This is a genomic window from Dyadobacter beijingensis DSM 21582, from assembly GCF_000382205.1.
In the GTDB taxonomy this organism is placed as follows: domain Bacteria; phylum Bacteroidota; class Bacteroidia; order Cytophagales; family Spirosomataceae; genus Dyadobacter; species Dyadobacter beijingensis.
Genome location: NZ_KB907786.1, coordinates 637,815 through 657,550 on the forward strand (window position 1 = coordinate 637,815; position 19,736 = coordinate 657,550).

A 19,736-nucleotide genomic window follows, 5' to 3' on the forward strand; every position below is an offset into this window, starting at 1 on the left:
CTCTATTTTGCCCCTGGCGCGGCAAATTGCTATTTTTTACTATTTTGCAAGATATTAAATTTGATAAGTATGCCCTCAATACAAGCTTGCCTTTTTGATCTCGACGGCGTGATCGTCGACACCGCGCAGTTCCATTACATCGCCTGGCGGGAAATGGCGCAGGACCTCGGTTTCGATCTCACCCGCGAAGAAAACGAACGATTAAAAGGCATCAGCCGCATGGAATCGCTGGAAATCGTGCTGTCGATCGGCGGCGTGGAATTGTCGGAAGAGGAAAAAGCCCGCAGGGCAGCCGCGAAAAACACCCGGTACCTCGAATTATGTATGCAAATGACGCCTGACGACGCCTTACCCGGCGTCCGCCGCTTCCTGGACGAGCTGAAAGCGAACAACATAAGTACCGGCCTGGGCTCGGCGAGCAAGAATGCGCAGGTGATCCTCGAACGGATCGATATGCTGCATTATTTCGACACGATCGTCGATGGCAACCGCATTACCAAAGGCAAGCCCGACCCGCAGGTTTTCCTCATGGGCGCCGCCGACCTGAATGTGCCGCCGGCGCAATGCGCTGTATTTGAGGATGCAGTGGCAGGCATAGAGTCGGCCAAAGCGGCCGGAATGCTCGCCGTAGGCATAGGGGAAGCATCGGTACTCACGCAGGCCGATATCGTCATCCCCGGTTTTGAAAATTTTGGTTTGCCGCAATTGGAAAACATATGAAGAATTACATTACGCACGACGAATGGTGCATCGTAGAAGACGGTTTTCACCCTGAACACAATGAAATCACGGAAAGCCTGATGAGCCTCGGCAACGGCCGGATGGGCCAGCGGGGCAATTTCGAAGAAGGCTATTCGGGCAAAACGCTGCTCGGTAACTATGTGGCAGGCGTATATTTTCCCGATAAAACAAGGGTAGGCTGGTGGAAAAACGGCTATCCCAATTATTTCGCCAAAGTACTTAATGCCTGTAACTGGACCGGCATCCAGGTTCGCGTCGGTACCGAACTGCTCGATTTGAACACCTGTAAAATCGAGGAATTCCGGCGGGTGCTGAATATGAAGGAAGGCGTGCTGGAACGCACCGCCACCGTCACGCTTACGGGCGGGCGCAGGCTGCGCATTCACTCGAAGCGCTTTTGCAGCATGGCCGACGACGAGTCCGCGGCAATCAGTTACAGCATGGTACCGCTTAACTTCACCGACAATTTTACCATTACCCCATTCCTCGACGGCAACATCCGCAACCGCGATTCGAACTACGACGAGTCGTTCTGGGACGGCATCGCGCACGAAGCGTCGGGGCAGGAGGGTTACCTGGTACTCGAAACGAAAAGTAATCCTTACAAGGTAGAGCAGTTCCGCGTGGCTACCGGGATGAAGTTTGATGTTCAACTGAACGGCATGCCCGTGAATATGACGGTGCAGCATGCCTCCCAGGACAAGTATGTGGCCGGCAAAGTGCAGCTGGAAGTGCGGGAAGGGGAGCAGCTGACCATTTTTAAATATGCGGTAAACCTCTCGTCGGCCAACTACGCGCACGAGGAGCTGATCCCCCAAGCCAAAGCCTACCTGGCCCGCATTACCGAAAAGGGTTTCGATCGCATGTACGCCGAGCAAGTGCAGGCCTGGGCTGCCAAATGGGAGAAAAACGACATTACCATCGCCGGCGATGTGGCTGCCCAGCAAGGCATCCGCTTCAATATCTTCCATTTGGGACAAACCTACACAGGGGAGGACGAGCGCCTGAACATCGGTCCGAAAGGCTTCACCGGCGAGAAATACGGCGGCAGTACCTACTGGGACACCGAAGCCTATTGCATTCCGTTCTACCTTTCCACTGCCGACGGGAAGGTGGCGCGTAACCTGCTCGTGTACCGTTACAAGCATTTGCAGAAAGCGATCGAGAATGCCGCCAAGCTTGGTTTTACCGACGGCGCCGCGCTTTATCCGATGGTGACGATGAACGGCGAGGAATGCCATAACGAATGGGAGATTACCTTCGAGGAAATCCACCGGAACGGGGCCATCGCCTATGCCATTTACGATTATACCCGCTACACGGGCGACCACAGCTACGTCCACAACGAGGGGCTGGAAGTGCTGATCGGCATTTCGCGGTTCTGGAAACAGCGCGTCAACTGGTCGGAGGAGCAGGGGCAGTATGTCATGCTGGGCGTGACTGGCCCGAACGAATACGAAAACAATGTCAACAACAACTGGTACACCAACTACATTGCTTGCTGGACGCTGCGGTACACGCTGGAAGTGATCGATCAGCTGTGGAAAGAGGATTCGAAAAAGCTGAACGAGGTCATTTTCAAAACCAACCTCCAGCTCAACACCGAACTCGCCGACTGGAAGCACATTGTCGACAATATGCATTACCCGTTCGACGACAAACGGCAGGTGTATTTGCAGCAGCAGGGCTTTTTGGACAAGCAGCTGCTCACCGTGAACGATATTGCCGAACAGCGGCCGATCAACCAGCGGTGGTCGTGGGACCGTATCCTACGCTCATGCTTCATTAAGCAGGCCGATGTATTGCAGGGGCTCTACTTTTTCGAACACGAGTTCGATGCAGCCACCATTCGCCGGAATTTCGAATTTTACGAACCGATGACCGTGCATGAATCGTCTCTTTCGCCCTGCGTGCATTCCATACTCGCCGCCGGGCTGGGGCTGCGTGCAAAAGCCTATGAAATGTACCTTCGCACCGCCCGCCTGGACCTCGACGATTACAACAACGACACGGAGGACGGACTGCATATTACTTCGATGGCCGGTACCTGGATGAGCGTCGTGAAAGGCTTCGCAGGCCAGCGCGTGAAAGACGGGCTATTGTCGTTCAAACCATATCTTCCGGAGCAATGGGGCGGTTATTCGTTCCGGATCGGGCATCAGGGAAGTTTGTTGAAGATTACGGTCTCCAAACAGGTGGTAACGATCGAAAATACGTCAGAAACGGCTGTGCGTGTATGGATTAACGATCAGAAGGTGGAAGTGGGTGCTCTGGCTTCCGTACAACTCTAATTACCAAGGGTTACTTAAAATAATGTTATTTATTTAAAAAATTATATTTTACCTGAAATTTAGCAAACGGTTAAAGCAATAATTGTAAATCTCCCTCATTCCTTGTAGGTTAGTATTTTTTGAGCCATTCACCGCACCCATGGTACAGAAAATCTACTTACTTGTGATGACAGGTATGTTGCTGATGTTGAGGATGTTAGTTCCTCAGCAGGTTTCAGCGCAGGATTTTGGTGAATGCCAGCGGCTTGTAAAAGAACTTCTACCCGTCTTCAACCGCTCTTTCGAAGAAAACAATCCCGCATTACTCCGAACCGAAGCATACCAGCGCGGTGTAAGGAGCCTTCAGGCCGCCTATGCCGCGTACCACCGGCTCGCATTCCAGCCCTCGGATTCCGTGCAGCGGATGAATAATGAGGCGGTGGTCCTCGCCCTTTCGGGTAATTACCAGAAAGCATTGCATATCATGGAGGAACTGGACCTGGGCGAAAAAGACCCGCAGCTCCGGTATAACCGTGGCCTGTTTGCCCTGCTCTCGGGCAAGTTCGGGGCGGCCCGCAACGATTTCTCCGCCTCGCCGGGTGGCTCCGAAGCGACGCTGAACACCCTGGTGACGTTGGGCAAGCAGAAAAAATACCAGGAAGCGGCCAGCTTCGCGAGCGACAATTCCGCCAAAAACACGGGCGGCAAGTGGAACTTCAATGTGGGTATGGTGCACAAGTATAGCGGGCGGATGGAAGATGCCGTGGACGAGATCACCGCCGCGATCCGCCAGAAGGACGAAATGGCCTACCGCCTCCAACGAGGCGACATCTTCATGCGCACCGGCAACGAGAAGCGCGCTGTGAAAGATTTTGAGAAAGTGGCGCGCACGCACCCGAAGGCGCAGATCCGCTACGCAAATGCTTTGCTCTCGCTGAACCAGTTCGGCATGGCGAAAGCCGTTTTTGAAAAATACCTCGAAACCGACGACCGTACATTCCGCGGCGACGCATACCTCGGCATGGCGCATTCGTGCTACGGCCTGAAACAGACGAGCGAGGCACAGCGGTACTACAAGCTCGCATCGACATTGAAACGCGAAACGCCCGCATTGCAATCGGGCATTGCCAATACCCACCTTTCCAAGCACGAGTACCAGACCGCCTTCACGCTCTTCGACAGGGTCATTAAGAAAGACTCCACCTACCTGCCCGCATACCTGGGGCGCGCGGTAGCGCATTACGGGCAGAAGCGTTACGATCTCGCGCTCAAAGATTTCAAAAAGGGTGAAAAAGCCCTGAATGCCGACAACAAGTTCTTCGCCGACCTGTTTGTGACCAAAGCATTCTCCGAATATTATCTTAAGCAGGGCGCCCAGGCCCAGGAAGATTTCCAGACGGCGGTAAAGCTAGACCCGACGCGCTACGAGGCACTGGCCGGGCTGAGCGGGATCATGATCGATCAGAAACGGTACTCGGAGGCGGGCCAGTTTATGGCCAGGGCATTGCAGTACGAGCAGGGCTACGACCGCATGTGGAGCAACTATGGTAACCTGCTCCTGCATTTCGATATGTTTAAAAAGGGGTATCAGGTGTTCAAAAAAGCGGTGTCGCTGAACCCGGCGAATGTGAATGCACAGAACGGCTGGGGGGTTACCCTGCTTGAAAACGACCAGCTCGACAAGTCGATGGCGCTGTTCGACAGCCTCGTACGCGAGAAGCCGGAGCTCCCGTTCCTGCACAACAACCACGGCATCGTGCAAGCCTATATTGGTAACCGGCACGCCCAGAAACACCAGGTAAATGAGGCGAATGCGCGATACGATGGTTCATTCGAAGATTTCAAACTGGCGATGGCCGCCGCGCCGGGCCGGAAGTTCTACAATGTCAACCAGGGTAATGTATACCGCTACATGGAGCGGTATGAAGATGCTAAACTGAGCTATCAGAACTACCAGGACAAAAGCGCACTGAACAATACCGCCGTCATGTACGCCGGCCAGGAGCGGCTGAAAGACGCGAAATATTACCTCGGCGTAGCCATCCAGATCGACTCGCTGCACCGGGTTTTTCAGTACAATATGACGGTGCTCGTGAAAGGCAAGCAGAAGGAAATGATGCGGCTGGTGGCGTCGTCGGACGAGAATAGCCCTTTTTCGGATATCGGTATCAAATACAGTCGCGACGGTTTTGTGACGATTTACCTTTACGACTACGAATACGACGTGCTGAGCTTCCCCGGCCGCCATTATATGCCGTTGCCGGTGAGCGAATACAAGGAAGATTACTTCATTCCGGAATATGATTTCAAATTGGTCGCTTACGAGAAGAAAAAGGCTGATAACAGCAAGAAGAAAAGGGTACGGTACCACAGCCAGAAGGTCAAGATGCCAGGCAGCCGCAACCGCTCAGGGACCAAGTGTCCGGTGCTTTTCTAGAAGTTTACCGCGACTTAACCCCTTCAATCGAATGTCTTGAGTAAAATTTTCCACGGACAATCGGGCTATATCCCCAATTGATGCAAGTTTTTCCACTATTTGGCAGCGTCCTTGGTTTAGCCGGATCAAACGTCGCTGGCTGGTCGTGTGAAGATATTCTTGACTTCCACGAAGCTGATCGGCTTGTCGAGGAAAAAATCCGCCCCGTTGCGGAATGCCTCTTCCTTCAAATTTGTCATGGCGCTCATCATGACCACTTTGGTAAGTTTATCGGGATGCACCTCACGGATTTGCCTGATCGCCTGCACGCCTTTTCCGTCGGGTAAGTTGTTGTCTATGAATATCCAATCCGGGCTCATATCCCTTACGCACTCAAGGCCTTCTGTCAATGAAGCCACCACCCGGACCGATCCCTCAGGTGTTTTAATATTCAGCTGTCTAATAAGAAAATTGCGCATCAACACTCCCAAATCCCTTTCATCTTCGATAATAACAATTTTCATAGCGCTGTGTGAGAAGTAAAAATTCTAGCCATCGGTTGTGGAGGTATTTTCCGGCGCTGTCAAATAAGCGTTTGGATTACTAACTAACCTTTCCTTCAAAATAGGCAATAACCCTGCCATTGTTCCACGCGAAATCAGTTTAAATCCAAATAAGCGCCATCATGGCAAGACCGGTAGCTTTTGTATCATTTTTACACCGTTTAGGGCGCAAATTTTACAGTTTTGAAGGTGAGGAAAATACGGGTCAATGTTGAAATGGGTCGTTAATCAACTCTATTTTAGGTCGTTAACCTGGATGGCGCGTGCGGCGGTGTGGTTGGTATAGGATTTTCGGCAATGGATGCAAACGAAATGATAACATTTAAACCAAACGTACTATGTCAGCGAACAAAATCATTTTAGGGATAGCAGTAGCCGCGGTAGCAGGGGCGGTAATCGGTTTGATCATCGCGCCGGAGGATAGCAAAAAGACAATCAAGAAATTGAGAAAGAAAACCAACAGTCTCGCAGGCGAACTGATAGCTGCTTTAGAGAAAAGCAAAGACCAGGCTGCCGACAAAGCTGCCGAATGGAAAAAAGAAGGCAAAGCCTACGCCGACGAAACATTGGGCAAGGCAGAAGCCTACGCAGAGTCTGCGCGCGAGCAGGTAGGAAACATTTAAATTCGGGATACCACGCACTATGGAAACGATAGCTCTTCAATCGAAACCGGAAAAGACCAAAGCGAATGTTACCGACGCGATCGGTTATGTGAAGGATCTGATGGCTTCCGGGCCATCCGGCGTCACGGGCCGTGGCATGGAGATCGGGCTGGGTGCTTTGCTCGGGCGGACGGCGTTGCGACGCTTGCCGGTCCCGTTTAATTTCATCGCGCCGCTGGTGATCGAAAAGGTCATCATGAAGCATGGCGTGGAAGAAGGCAGGGAATTGCTGCTGAAAGGTTTATACTGGGTCAAAAATGCGACCGAGGATAAGCCGTTGCGGCCAGCCTGATACTTACATACATTGCTTGCAAAACCCTCCCGAACGGAGGGTTTTGTCGTTTACAGCCGGGCAAGGGTTTTGTATTTCGTATAATGTACGTTCATACACGCGGACAACATCGCAAGCGCCGCCGTGCGATGTTCGGAATGAGGGGCAAGGATGTGGCAAATCCATGAAAAATAACAATAGCTTTTGATTTTCAATCAGATGAAACGGCGGCGGCCACGGGTTACGCCGGCAGGAACCTGACGCTCCGGGCGGAAATACTACCAGGGACACGCCGGTCAAATGCCGTCAGGGAGGAGCAGAAAGCGGTTTCGCAATGGGGATTCGCGCTACATTCTGAATTAAAATTCTCAGTATGTGGAAATAACTACGCAATCTTCGGTAACGCACCTCTTCGTTGAGTCAACATTGGATAAAGAGTCGTAAATTTAAAGCACCAAGAGAATTTAAATTATACCCTTAGTTGCTATATGCAAAGACAGACGCAGACGCAAAGACAGACTTTAAAATACTCTCCCTTGCAAATTCAGATGCTGAATTTACTGCACCTGACTACAATGGAGCTTGAACAAAGGATAAAGGAGGAGTTGGAGGAAAACCCTGTACTGGAAGAAGGGAAAGAGGAAAGTACGGCGGAGGATGCACCCGAAGAATTTGACGATGCTGACCTGTCCCCCGGCGGCGACGACAACTCCGTACAGGATTATTACGACTGGGACGAGTTCCGAGACGACGATATCCCGGACTACAAAACGTATGCAAATAACCAGTCGGCGGACAACGAGTTGTATACCCGTCCGATGGTAGAAGCCATCTCTTTCCGGGACGATCTTAAACAGCAGGTACACTTTCTGCAACTGGATGAACGTCAGCAACTCGTAGCGGACTTTATCCTCGATTCACTGGATGAGGACGGATTCCTCCGTCGGGAAAGCGATGTGATTGCGGACGATATTTCATTTGCGAACAGCATGTTTATCGATACCGACGAAGTGAACACAATGCTGAAAATTATCCAACAGCTTGATCCACCCGGCATTGCGGCCAGCGATTTGAGGGAATGCCTGATTATTCAGCTCAACCGCATGGAGGTCCAGAACGATACCTGGAAATGGGCCTACAAAATCGTGTGCGACGCATTCGACGAGCTGGGTTCGCGCAATTACGACAAGATCATGCGGATTACCGGCCTCGACGAAGAGTCGCTGAAAAAAGCCATTCAGCTGATCACGACGCTCAATCCCAAACCGGCGTCGGGCCTCCGTAATGACGCGATCGTAAACGAAAGCATCAAGCCCGACTTCATGCTCTGGTACACCGAAGACGGCGAAATTGAAGTGCAGCTGACCTGGGGGAACAGCCCGGCATTGAAGCTGAACAAGGTATTTACCCAAATGGCGGAAGAGAAGCGCGACAAGGCCACCAACCAGTTCCTGAAAAATAAAATGAACTCGGCCAAATGGTTTATCGACGCGATCAAGCAGCGTGAAAATACAATGCTGAATACGCTGAAAGCCATTGTGAAGCTGCAATACGACTATTTCCAGACAGGCGATATCAAGAAGCTGCGCCCGATGATCCTCAAAGACGTGGCGGAAATCATCGATATGGATATTTCAACCGTATCTAGGGTTACCACCAACAAATACGTGCAGACGCCCTTCGGCATTGTACTCCTGAAAGACCTGTTCACGGAAGGTGTGACGAACGAGGACGGAACGGAGGTTTCGAACCGTGAAATCCAGGAGGCGATCCGCGAAATTGTGAGCGACGAAGACAAGCGCCACCCTTACAATGACCAACAAATCACAGACATGCTCGCCGAGAAAGGATACTCCGTCGCCAGAAGGACGGTAGCGAAGTACCGCGAGCAATTGAACATACCCACCGCGAGGTTGAGAGTTACTATTTAAAACCAAAGTTAAGCCCTGATACCCGGCATGAAAAAAATAGTTGTTGTTGATGATGAAGCGGATATTTGCTTCCTTTTGAAGCGTTTTTTATCAAAGAATGATTTTATAGTTGAAACAGCGCAGAATGGTAAGGACGGTCTCGCATTGATAGAATCCATTTCACCGGACCTCGTAATGACCGATTTCAGGCTGGGCGATATTACCGGTACGGAGCTGCTCACGGCCATTAAATCCAAAAGACCCAATGTTCCGGTTTTGATCATTACCGGCTACTCGGATATCAAGGTAGCGGTGAATGTGATGAAGCTCGGAGCCTACGATTATATCACCAAACCGCTTTTCCCTGACGAGATCCTCGTGACGGTGAAAAAGGCGATCGCCGACGCGGAAGCTGCTCAGAACGAAGATCATCAGTACGTAGCGCCTGCATCGTCGGACGGAACGGCGGAAGCGCCGAAACCCGCCCGCAAAAGCCAGCTGCGTACGAAGGCGGGTTATGTGATGGGCAACAGCGATGTGTCGGACAATCTTTTCAAGCAGGTAGACCTTGTGGCGCCTACCAATTTCTCCGTGATCATTTACGGTGAAAGCGGCTCCGGCAAGGAAGCTATCGCACAGGAGATCCACAACCGGTCGAAACGCAAGGATATGCCTTTCGTGGCGATGGACTGCGGCGCGATTTCGAAGGAGCTGGCAGGCAGCGAGCTCTTCGGGCACGAAAAGGGCTCGTTCACCGGTGCATTGCAAACCAAAATAGGGCATTTCGAATTAGCCAACGGCGGTACACTGTTCCTCGATGAAGTGTCCAATTTGTCGTACGAGATACAGGTAGCATTGCTTCGCGTGGTGCAGGAACGCAAAATGCGACGGATCGGCGGGTCGAAAGAAATAGACCTCGACGTGCGGATCATCGTGGCGAGTAACGAGCGCTTGCTCGACTCGGCGCGGAACGGGAAGTTCCGGGAGGACCTATACTACCGCTTCAATGAATTTACGATCGAAGTACCTGCATTGCGCAACCGGAAAGACGATCTGATGCTTTTCGCGACTTCGTTCCTCGAAACGACGAATGTGGAGCTGGGCAAGAATGTGAGGGGATTTTCGGAAGAAGTGAAAAACGATTTCCTCAACTACTCGTGGCCGGGTAACCTGCGCGAGCTCAAAAACGTGATCAAGCGCTCGACATTGCTTTCCGACGGGGAGCTGATCGAAGAAAAAGCGCTTCCGTTCGAGATCGTCAATTACCGCCGGTTGAAAGACCTGGACGACGAGCCTGCACCGGCAAGCAGTGCCGCGGCGGCGTCGTTGCTGACCGACAATGCGGACGGCGAAGAAACCAAGCCAAGTCTGAAAACGGTGGCCAACGAGGCGGAATACGATATGATCATGCAGGTTTTGCGGGATGTGAATTTCAATAAAAGCAAGGCCGCGCGCCTGCTCAACATCGACCGTAAGACACTTTATAACAAAATGAAACAATTCGATATCTGATATCGCAACGGCTCGTGCGGAATGAACAATAAACAGATCCGGGTATTGCTGGTAGATGACGACGAGGACGATTACTTCCTGACCCGGGAGTATTTTCAGGACCTCGTCAACTGGAAGTTCGACATTACCTGGTGCGCGACTTTCAGGGAGGCGGAGACGCAGATCAAAGACAACAAATTTGACCTGTACCTCTTCGATTACCTGTTGGGCGAAAGTACGGGCATTGACCTGATCGAGCTCGCGTGCAGCTTCGAATGCGAAGAGCCGATTATCCTGCTAACCGGCAAGGGTGATACCAAAATCGCCGTCGAAGCATTGCGCCTCGGAGCGGCCGATTACCTGATCAAAAGCGAACTCGACGCCGAAAAGCTGGAACGGAGCATTCGTTACGCCCTGGAACGGACGTCGGTACTGAAAGCATTGCGCCACAGCGAACGCCGCTACCGGAGGGTTTTCGAAGAATCCAACGACTTCCTGTTCATCAGCGACCTCGAAGGCAACATTATCGATCTGAACGAAGCGGCCAGCCAGCTTACAGGCTACTCCGGCGAGCAGTTGAAGGAGAAAAAGATCACCGAACTCGTGGACGACCCGCAGTTCTCGGCCTTGTGGCAAGACATTGCCGAGCAGCCCATTCATGACCACGAGGTACGGCTGCTACCCAGGGAAGGCGACAAAAAATACTGCCTGTTTTCGGCCTCGGTGGAGGTCGACGACGACCATCCGTATATCCAGGGCCGACTACATGATATGACTGCCCGGAAACAATCCGAAAAAGAGCGGTTGTTTTCCGAAAAAATGGCCGTAACCGGCCGGCTCGTGCGCATGCTCGCCCACGAGGTGCGTAACCCACTTACGAACGTGAACCTCTCGGCCGAGCAGCTGGAAATGGAGCTCACCGACGAAGACCAGAAATTTTATACCCAGATTATCAAACGCAACTGCACGCGCATTAACGATCTCATTACGCAGCTGCTGCAACCGTCGAGCTCGGAAGATATCGAACTGGTCGAAAATTCGGTGCATTCGGTGCTCAGCCAGGCGATCAGCGCCGCACTGGACCGCGTTCAGTTGAAAAGAATACAGATCGTCAACGAGTTCTGCCAGGATGAACTGGCCATACCGCTCGACCGCGTTTCCCTTCAAATGGCTTTCCTGAACCTCATTACCAACGCCATCGAGGCGATGGAGGAGGATAAGGGCGTGCTGCGCATCGCGACGCGCGGGAATGCTGACGCCATACAGGTGATATTTACCGATAACGGCTCGGGCATCAGCGAGGAGCACATGGACAAGATCTTCGAACCATATTTTACGGGTAAAAACAATGGGATGGGTATTGGCCTGTCCACGACAATGAGCATCATCCACGCGCATCACGGGCGTATCGAAGTACAGTCGGCGCTGGGCGAGGGTACCACATTCACGATTAGTTTCCAAACCACCAAATAGTAGGAGGAACGGCGTTGATCGCCGTTTTTCGTGCAACGTCCGGGCATAGACGCGCGTAAGGTGAGAAAAAGCCGGAGCACTTCTATGAAACCCATTTTTACCATCCTCTTTTGCTGCCTGTTCCTCGCCGCCAGCGCGCAGGACGAAGACTACTACCGGAAAATCTACACGAAGCCGATCGGCGCGAAGCCTTACAATACCGAATCACTGCTCAAAAAATTCGGGGATATCAAAGTGCACGACCGCTGGTATGTGGGGGTGAATGGTTTTGTCAGAAAAGACAATAACACGATCGACAACGACTTCGACGGACTCATTGGTACGCAATCGCCCACGGTATCTTCCTGGGGCATTTCGACGGGCTGGGTTTATAAGGAGCAATGGAATATCGAGCTCGCTTACGACCGCTCGGCGATCCATAATGTGCTGATGATTTATGGCGATAACCCGCTGAGCTACCAGATGGAAAATGACAAGAACAACCTCATTCTGCGGGGTAAAATGCGGCTGCTGTTTGGAAAGCCATCCGTCCGCAAATCTGCATTCTGGGTTAGCGCCGGGGCGGGGCTCGTGCCTAACTCGGGCAGGGCGAAGGAATTTATGGAATTTTCGGGCTACCGTGAAAGAGGCCGGCGGCTGGGTGTGGATACATTGTATATGTCGAGCGACACGCGTATCAGCAAATCCATGACCGGGCTCGTGGAGGCTTCCGCCGAGTATGTGATTAAGGTTGCCAAATCCATCGACATGTCCATTTTTGCCCGGAAACAATGGGGGATAGGCAATTCCATCACCACCGATCTCGTCTATAAAGTGAATGGGGTAGAAACCGAGCGCGCGCGGATCGAAGGAGATGGCAGCGGGTGGAATTTTGGTATTTCATTGCGTTATGTGTTCCATATCGGGTATGATTTCTCTCCATTGAATCACGGAAAAATATAAATGGGCCACCGGTTGTGCAGGTGACCCATTCTTCATACAATCAACATTCCATCACGCGTATTTCGAAACCCGGATCTTCCTGTTGAAGAACCCGTAGATGATCGGGAAGATCAGGAGCGTCAGCACGGTGGCGGTGATGAGCCCGCCGATTACGACGATGGCCAGCGGTTTCTGCGTTTCGGAACCGATACCTGTCGATACCGCCGCAGGCAGCAAACCGATCGCCGCCATTAAGGCAGTCATAATAACCGGCCGGATGCGCGATTTCACACCTTCGCGGATCGCCTCGTCGAGCGACATTCTCGCAGCCAGGTTTTTGTTGAATACCGAAATCAATATTACCCCATTTTGCACGCAAAGCCCGAAAAGTGCAATAAAGCCCACACCCGCGGAAATGCCGAAGTTCATATGCGTAATGTGGAGCGCCAGGATACCGCCGATCAAAGCGAACGGCACGTTGATCAGCACCAGTCCGGCGTCTTTGGCATTACTGAACATGATAAACAGCAGAATGAATATCCCGATCAGGCTGATTGGGACCACCTGGCCCAACCGCGCCGTGGCCCGCACCTGGTTTTCAAATTCACCCGACCAGCTTACCGAATAACCTTTCGGCAAGGATGAAAGCAATGGCTTCACTTTCGACTGCGCTTCGGCGATGGTACTGCCCAGATCGCGCTCGCGGACGGAGAATTTCACGCCAATGAAGCGCTTGTTGTTATCGCGGTACACGAATGCCGGGCCGGTGACGGTGCGGATCGTGGAGATTTCTTTCAAAGGGATTTTGCCGCCGGTGAGGGTAGGTACCATCAGCTGCTGAATGTCGTCGACCGTGCGGCGGTATTGTTCTTCGTAGCGCAGGCGGATGTCGAACTTACGCTCCCCTTCGTACAGGATAGAGGCCGTTTTACCCCCGATCGCCATTTCGATCACGGCTTGCGCGTCGGCGGTACTGACGCCATACTGGGCCATTTTATGATCGTGGAGGATCACGCTGATCTCCGGCTGACCGATGTTTCGCAGGATACCCACGTCTTTGATACCGGGTACGTCCTTGATTTTTTCCAGCACCTGGTTTGCTTTTTCATTCAGTGTTTCCAGGTCGTCACCGTAGATTTTCACGGCATTGCTCGCATTCATCCCCGCCACGGCCTCGGCCACGTTGTCGATAATGGGCTGCGAATAGTTGTAGTTGATGCCCTGGAATTGTTTCAATTTCGTATCCATTTCCTCAATGAGGTCGTCCTGGCTGATCTTGCGCTTCCATTCCTCCTTGGGTTTCAGATTCACCTGCATCTGCACATAGTAAAAGCCCGACGGGTCGGTACCGTCGTTGGAGCGGCCTGTTTGAGAGAGTACACCGTTCACCTCGGGGAATTCGTTGAGCTTCGCGCGTAGCGTGGTCACCATTTTGGTGGTTTCGGCGAGCGAGCTGCTCATCGGCATTTTGGCTTCTACCCACAATGCGCCTTCGTTCAGGGTCGGAAGGAACTCGGTACCCAGGAATTTGGCAGAAAATAAACTGAGGCCCAGGAATGCCGTCGCCAGGATGATACTGAGCTTTTTACGGGCATAGCACCATTCAAAGCCTTTGGTGACGATGTTATCAAAGAAGCGGACAATAGGGTTGCTCTTTTCGCGCACGTTTTTCCGCAGCAATATCGAGCAAAGCACCGGTACCAGCGTGAGCGTGTACAGCAACGCGCCCAGCAATGCGAACCCGAGCGTGTAGGCCAGCGGCGTAAACATTTTACCCTCCACTTTCTGGAAGCTGAAAATGGGGATCAATGCCGTAATAATGATGAGTTTGGAAAAGAAAATGGCTTTGCCCAACTCGCCGCCGGTGCGCTTCACTAATCCTAATTTAGAAAGTTTGTTGAACCGCTCCATGCCGTTCTTGTGCGCCAGGTGGTCGAGCGCGACGAATATGCCTTCCACCATCACCACGGCGCCGTCGATGATGATCCCGAAGTCGATCGCGCCCATCGAGAGCAGGTTTGCCGACATGCCTTTGAGCCGTAGACACATGAATGCGAACAGCAATGCGAGCGGGATAATGATCGATACGATGACGGTCGTGCGCCAGTCGGCCATGAATACGAACACGATCACCGTCACGAGAATGATCCCGTCCACGAGATTATGCTTCACGGTATGCGCACAGAACTCGATGAGGTTGTCGCGGTCGTAGAATGTGACCATCTTGACGTCCGGCGGGAGGATTTTCGTGTTCAGCTCCTCGATCTTGTCCTTCACACGTGCCAATACCTCGCTTGGGTTCTCGCCTTTGCGCTGCACCACGATACCCTCCACGACGTCGTCATTACCGTCCAGCCCCACTTGTCCCACCCGTGGCATGTCCGATTCCCGTACATCGGCCACGTCTTTGACCAGCACGGGGTAATCTTTGACATATTCAACGATAATGTTCTGAATGTCGGGGATGGAGTTCAGCAGCCCGATCCCGCGCACCACGTACGCCTGCCCGTTTTTCTCGATCACGTCCCCGCCGACGTTCACATTGCTTTTCGTCACGGCCTGGTACACTTCCAGCGGGGTAATGTTGTATTTGACGAGCTTGGTAGGGTTCACCTGCACCTCGTAAATCTTGTCGCGGCCGCCGAATGCCACCACGTCGGCCACACCGGGCACACTGCGGAGCTGGCGGTCGATCACCCATTTATGCAGTGTGAGCAACTCGCGGCTGTCGCGGTCCTTGCTTTGTAATGTAAACCGGAAAATCTCTCCGGTGGGTCCGTAGGGTGGCTGTACGTCGGGCTCCACGCCCTCGGGCAGCGATACGGTCCGGAGCTGGTTGTTTACCTGCTGCCGGGCGAAAAAGTCCTCGACATTATCATCGAAAATGATTTTGACAATGCTCAAACCGAACATCGTTGTGCTGCGGACATTGGTTTTCTGCTGCACGGAGTTCATCGCCACCTCGATCGGCACGGTTACAAACCGCTCGATTTCTTCCGCGCTCCGGCCGTTCCATTGCGTTACGATGATGATCTGCGTGTTGGTCACGTCAGGAAATGCTTCCAGCGGCGTGTTTTGGTAGCTGACGATGCCCGAAATGATCAGCAGGCCTGTCATAAAGAATATGAAGAACCGGTTCTTGAGCGAAAAGCCCACGATGCCTCGGATGAATTTGTTCATGGGATATTAGTCGTTAAGCGCGTCGTAAACCAGCAGTTGATTTTTGGAGATGATCGTTTCGCCCGGTTTGAGGCCTTCGGCTATGTAGGTGCGGTTCGCGAGGGAGCGGTACACTTCCACGGGGCGCGTTTCGATTTTCGTGCGGCTGTGGTATACCATAACCCAGTTTTTGCTCCGGTCGAAAATCACGGCCTGTGACGGGATCGCCTGCATTTGTTCGCCTTCCTCGAAATTGAGGGTAACGGTAGCGTGCATTTCGGGTTTGAGTTTGAAACCGACATTCTGTAACTGAATGCGGATCTTCATCGCCTTCGTGTCCGGATCAAGGACATTGTATATTTTATCGACCTTCCCTTTAAATACCTCGTCCGAAAAGCTGATCGTGCGCACCTCTGCCGGCATGCCGAGCTTGATGCGCGGGATGTCGCTTTCGTTCACATTGGCCATAACCCACACGTCGGCGATCTGGCCCACAGTGAAAAGGCTTTCGGAATTGTCCGAACGCAGCTGCATGCCGCGGTTCACATTCTTGTCGATAATGAAACCGTTAATGGGCGATTTCACGGTGTAGTTGGTAGAATTGCCCAAGCCGTAAATGGTAAATACCTCCTTCACGCGGTTCAGCTCGGCCTGCGCCTTGTCCACGATCTGCCGCGCGGAAATCACGTCGCGCTCGGGTACGAGCTTGCTTTCGAACAAATCCTCGGTCGACGACAGGTTCTTCTGCGCAATGAGCAGGTCGGACTGTGCCTGTATCTTCTGCCGCTCAAAATCGGCCACTTCGCCGGAGCGGATCGTCGCCAGTTTCTGGCCCTTGCGCACATTGTCGCCGAGTTCCACATCCACTTCATCGACATTACCGCCCACGAGCGGGTACACTTTGATCACCTGGTTTTCGTCCGGCACCACCTTGCCCACGAGTGTGAGCTCGTTGCGCACAGGCTCGGTACGCACGGTGTCGAGTTTGATCCGGCTCATCATGGTGTCGGAAAGCATGAATGCCTTCGATTCGTCGTTTTCGACCTTCTTTTGCTCGCAGGACGTCAACCACACGCCCACGGTGGCCAGCACGACTGCATACAGGGAATTTTTCATGGGTAAATGAGTTAGTAGGTTAGTTAAACAGCTCCTCGCCGACGACGTAGTTCAGCTCCTCGTACACCTTGATGCGGTCGGCTTGCAGGCGGTTAAATTCCTTGATGCTTTCGTTGTAGGTTTCGATAAAGTCGATGAATTCGAGGAGGGTGATATTTTGTTTCTGGAAATTGTCGTAAATGCCCTTGCTCAGCAGCTGAAACTGGTCGGAAAACTGGCTTTCCACGCTCTGGAAGGCCTTGTCGGCAATGCCTACCTTTTGCACGGCGGCGTCTACCTCATTGGTTACCGAGTTCTGTTTGGCAGTCTCGGCCGTTTTATAGTAGCTGATGCTGCTTTTGGCAGCACGGATATTTCCCTGGTTCCGGTTGAAAAACGGCAGGTCGATGGTGGCATTGAGACCGAAATAGTTGTTCTGGTAGTTACTGGCCTGGTCGTAAATGGCGCCTACCTGCACATCGGGCTTAGCCAATGCTTTTTGTAAGGTGTAATTCAATTCCGCCTGTTTTGCTTCCGACTGCGCCACTTTCAGGTCCGCCCGGCTTTGCAATGCTTTCTCCCGCAACGCCGCCAGGTTGTACCGGTCGAGGTGGTACCGCTGGATTTCCGAGCTATCGACGATCGATTTCACGGGGCGTTCCGTGCTGAGCAGTGTGCGGAGGTCGCGCTGGTTTTCCTGTAATTCAAAAAGGATGTTAGCCCGTTCGTTCGTCAGCTCGAACAGGAGGGCTTTCAGACGTACCACTTCTTTCAGCGAGATATTCTTGCGGTTATATTCTTTGTCGAATGCATTGACGGTCGTCGTGAGCGTCGCGATCTGCGTGTCGTACAATGCCACGGTCTGTTCCAGGTAGTACGATTCGAAGAAGATCTGCCGCAGGTCGAATTTTAACGTGCGGATCAGGTCGTAGAACTGGTACTCGGCTTTGCGCGTCGATTCCACGTCCAGCGCCACCTGTTTGTTGCGCTTGCCGGCCCGGGTGATGAGCTGCTGGATGGTGAATGCTTTCTGGCCGTTTCTGCCCACGTCGAACGCGCCCCGCGACGGGTTGTATGCGCTGATTTCGACCCCGAAAGAAGGGTTGTTCCAAAGCTTGTCCTGGATCTCGATCGACTTCGCAATGTCGATCTGGTACTTTTCGGCCAGGATTTGCAGGTTGTGTTGTAAAAACAGGCTATCGGCCTGCCGGATGGAGAGCCGGAGCGTGTCCTGTGCGTGTAAGGCGGTTGTTAGGAGTACTAAAAGCCCGGTGAGATAGATTCGCATAATGTCCGTGTTAGAATGCTGCGATATTCCGACACCGGTATTACACCAGGCTTAAAAAAAGCTTAGAAAAAAATTAGAATGCCTGGGGCCGGGCCCGGAAGGCGTCAAACGTGGTGCAAACGGACCTGAAATTCGCTCCCGACACCTATTTCGCTGGTCACCGAAATGGTGCCTTGGTGCAGCTCCACGATCCGCTGGCAAATGGAAAGCCCGATCCCGAACCCCGGCAGCTCGGTCGCATTGGACGATCGGAAAAAGGGGTTGAAAATATGCGGCAAATCTTCCTCGCTGATCCCAATGCCGCGGTCGCGGACTTTGACAATGCACGATTTGTCGTCGGACGAGATCAGGATTTGTGCGCCGTGGTCGGCGGAGTATTTGCAGGCATTGTCGAGCAGGTTGGTAAAGACCCTTTTCAGCAATTCCTCATTGCCTTCGATCACCGTCTGGTTCTCGTTTTCGGGGATCGTTTCGTAGTCGATCACAATGGTGTAATCGGGGTGCGCGGACAGCAGCTCTTCCTTCGCCACGAATGCGAGGTCTTCGATGTGTATCTGCGTCATTTTGATATTGCCCATGCTCTCATACGAGCGCGCGAGGAAAAGCAGGTTGTTGGTAATGCTGATCAGCCGCTCGGTGTCGGAGAAAAGATTGGCAAATACCTCTTCGATTTCGGGGTTGTTTTTATTGAACCGCTGCCCCAGCTGGATCTCCGATTTCAATGCTGCCAGCGGCGTACGCAGCTCGTGGGAGGCATGGGACACGAAGCTTTTTTGCTGTTCGAACGCCTTGTTGAGACGGTATAGCACCGTATTGAAATTGATGGCCAGCTGGGCGATTTCATCCTTCCGGTTACCCTCGTCGAGTTTTTGGGACAAATTCTGCGCCGTAATGAGCGACACCTGCGCATTAATGCGGCTAATGGGCTTCAATGCATTGCCGGCGAAGTAAATCCCCAGCCCGACGGTGAGCGCAATCCCGGCCAGCAGTCCCCAGCCGAGCGTGCTGCGCAGGTTTTGCAGCTTGCTATGCCCGAATGTGTCATAAGCCGATGCCAACACTACCAGCGGGTCGTCGCCCTCCTGGTACAGCAGCCCGATCACCTCGTTTTCTCCCTGGTGGAACTCCATGTATTCGTTCACCCGGACTTCGTTCAGTAGTGTCGTATGGTAGGTCAGCAGCTTGTCATCCACGCTGGAATAGATGAGCTCGTTTTTTGAATCGAAAATGAGCACCTTTTCGTCGAGCATTTCCGAAAGCGTATTCTGATCGATGGCTTTGAGCAGGTCCTTGTCGATCCCTTTCACTTTCACGAGCAGGCGGCAGGTTGTGCGTGCGCGGCTGCGCAGGCGGTCGTAAAATTCCTCCTGCCGGTAATGCTCCGACACGCTGTAAATGGCAATGGAAAACACCAGCAGCACCCCCGCCACCAGGAGCGTGAATTGGAGGGCGATACGGTCTTTGATCTTCATAGGA

Annotated in this window: 14 protein-coding genes; 9 read left to right on the plus strand and 5 right to left on the minus strand. The window is 52.6% G+C overall.

Going from position 1 to position 19,736, the window contains the following annotated elements:
• Positions 1-69: 69 nt before the first annotated feature.
• From pgmB to H144_RS0102770, 3 genes are all read left to right on the plus strand, one after another.
• Positions 70-720 carry a beta-phosphoglucomutase gene (pgmB, locus tag H144_RS0102760; RefSeq protein ID WP_019940502.1) on the plus strand — a complete coding sequence of 217 codons (651 nt, stop codon included), beginning with the start codon at positions 70-72 and terminating at the stop codon, positions 718-720.
• Positions 717-3,032, plus strand: a complete 2,316-nt coding sequence (locus H144_RS0102765; RefSeq protein WP_019940503.1) for a glycoside hydrolase family 65 protein — start codon at positions 717-719, stop codon at positions 3,030-3,032. Before pgmB ends, H144_RS0102765 begins: the two co-directional genes overlap by 4 nt.
• Positions 3,033-3,171: 139 nt before the next feature.
• Positions 3,172-5,448, plus strand: a complete 2,277-nt coding sequence (locus tag H144_RS0102770; RefSeq protein ID WP_019940504.1) for a tetratricopeptide repeat protein — start codon at positions 3,172-3,174, stop codon at positions 5,446-5,448.
• A gap of 125 nt (positions 5,449-5,573) precedes the next feature.
• Here H144_RS0102770 and H144_RS0102775 read toward each other — a convergent pair whose 3' ends face one another.
• Positions 5,574-5,951: a response regulator gene (locus H144_RS0102775; protein WP_019940505.1), complete on the minus strand. Its 378-nt coding sequence runs from the start codon at positions 5,949-5,951 to the stop codon at positions 5,574-5,576.
• A 377-nt stretch (positions 5,952-6,328) separates the two neighbouring features.
• Between H144_RS0102775 and H144_RS0102780 the strand changes: the two genes are divergently transcribed.
• The 6 genes from H144_RS0102780 to H144_RS0102805 all read left to right on the plus strand — a co-directional run bounded on the left by H144_RS0102780 (position 6,329) and on the right by H144_RS0102805 (position 12,739).
• Complete coding sequence (locus tag H144_RS0102780) at positions 6,329-6,613, plus strand: YtxH domain-containing protein (RefSeq protein ID WP_019940506.1); 285 nt, start codon at positions 6,329-6,331, stop codon at positions 6,611-6,613.
• A gap of 19 nt (positions 6,614-6,632) precedes the next feature.
• Entirely contained in the window at positions 6,633-6,944 is a 312-nt protein-coding gene (locus tag H144_RS0102785; protein ID WP_019940507.1) for a hypothetical protein, read from the plus strand.
• Positions 6,945-7,411: 467 nt separating this feature from the next.
• Entirely contained in the window at positions 7,412-8,854 is a 1,443-nt protein-coding gene (rpoN, locus tag H144_RS0102790) for an RNA polymerase factor sigma-54 (protein ID WP_026350362.1), read from the plus strand.
• Between the two features lie 27 nt (positions 8,855-8,881).
• Positions 8,882-10,345: a sigma-54-dependent transcriptional regulator gene (locus H144_RS0102795; RefSeq protein WP_019940509.1), complete on the plus strand. Its 1,464-nt coding sequence runs from the start codon at positions 8,882-8,884 to the stop codon at positions 10,343-10,345.
• A gap of 21 nt (positions 10,346-10,366) precedes the next feature.
• Positions 10,367-11,797 (plus strand): hybrid sensor histidine kinase/response regulator, encoded by a 1,431-nt coding sequence (locus H144_RS0102800; protein ID WP_019940510.1) that lies wholly within the window; start codon positions 10,367-10,369, stop codon positions 11,795-11,797.
• 84 nt (positions 11,798-11,881) lie between these two features.
• Positions 11,882-12,739, plus strand: coding sequence for a hypothetical protein (locus tag H144_RS0102805; RefSeq protein ID WP_026350363.1), 858 nt, complete (start codon positions 11,882-11,884; stop codon positions 12,737-12,739).
• A gap of 51 nt (positions 12,740-12,790) precedes the next feature.
• Here H144_RS0102805 and H144_RS0102810 read toward each other — a convergent pair whose 3' ends face one another.
• The 4 genes from H144_RS0102810 to H144_RS0102825 form a co-directional block, all read right to left on the minus strand.
• Positions 12,791-15,898 (minus strand): efflux RND transporter permease subunit, encoded by a 3,108-nt coding sequence (locus H144_RS0102810; protein ID WP_019940512.1) that lies wholly within the window; start codon positions 15,896-15,898, stop codon positions 12,791-12,793.
• A 6-nt stretch (positions 15,899-15,904) separates the two neighbouring features.
• Positions 15,905-16,993, minus strand: coding sequence for an efflux RND transporter periplasmic adaptor subunit (locus H144_RS0102815; RefSeq protein ID WP_019940513.1), 1,089 nt, complete (start codon positions 16,991-16,993; stop codon positions 15,905-15,907).
• Between the two features lie 19 nt (positions 16,994-17,012).
• Complete coding sequence (locus tag H144_RS0102820; RefSeq protein ID WP_019940514.1) at positions 17,013-18,260, minus strand: TolC family protein; 1,248 nt, start codon at positions 18,258-18,260, stop codon at positions 17,013-17,015.
• A gap of 104 nt (positions 18,261-18,364) precedes the next feature.
• Complete coding sequence (locus tag H144_RS0102825; protein ID WP_019940515.1) at positions 18,365-19,732, minus strand: sensor histidine kinase; 1,368 nt, start codon at positions 19,730-19,732, stop codon at positions 18,365-18,367.
• Between the last annotated feature and the right edge of the window lie 4 nt (positions 19,733-19,736).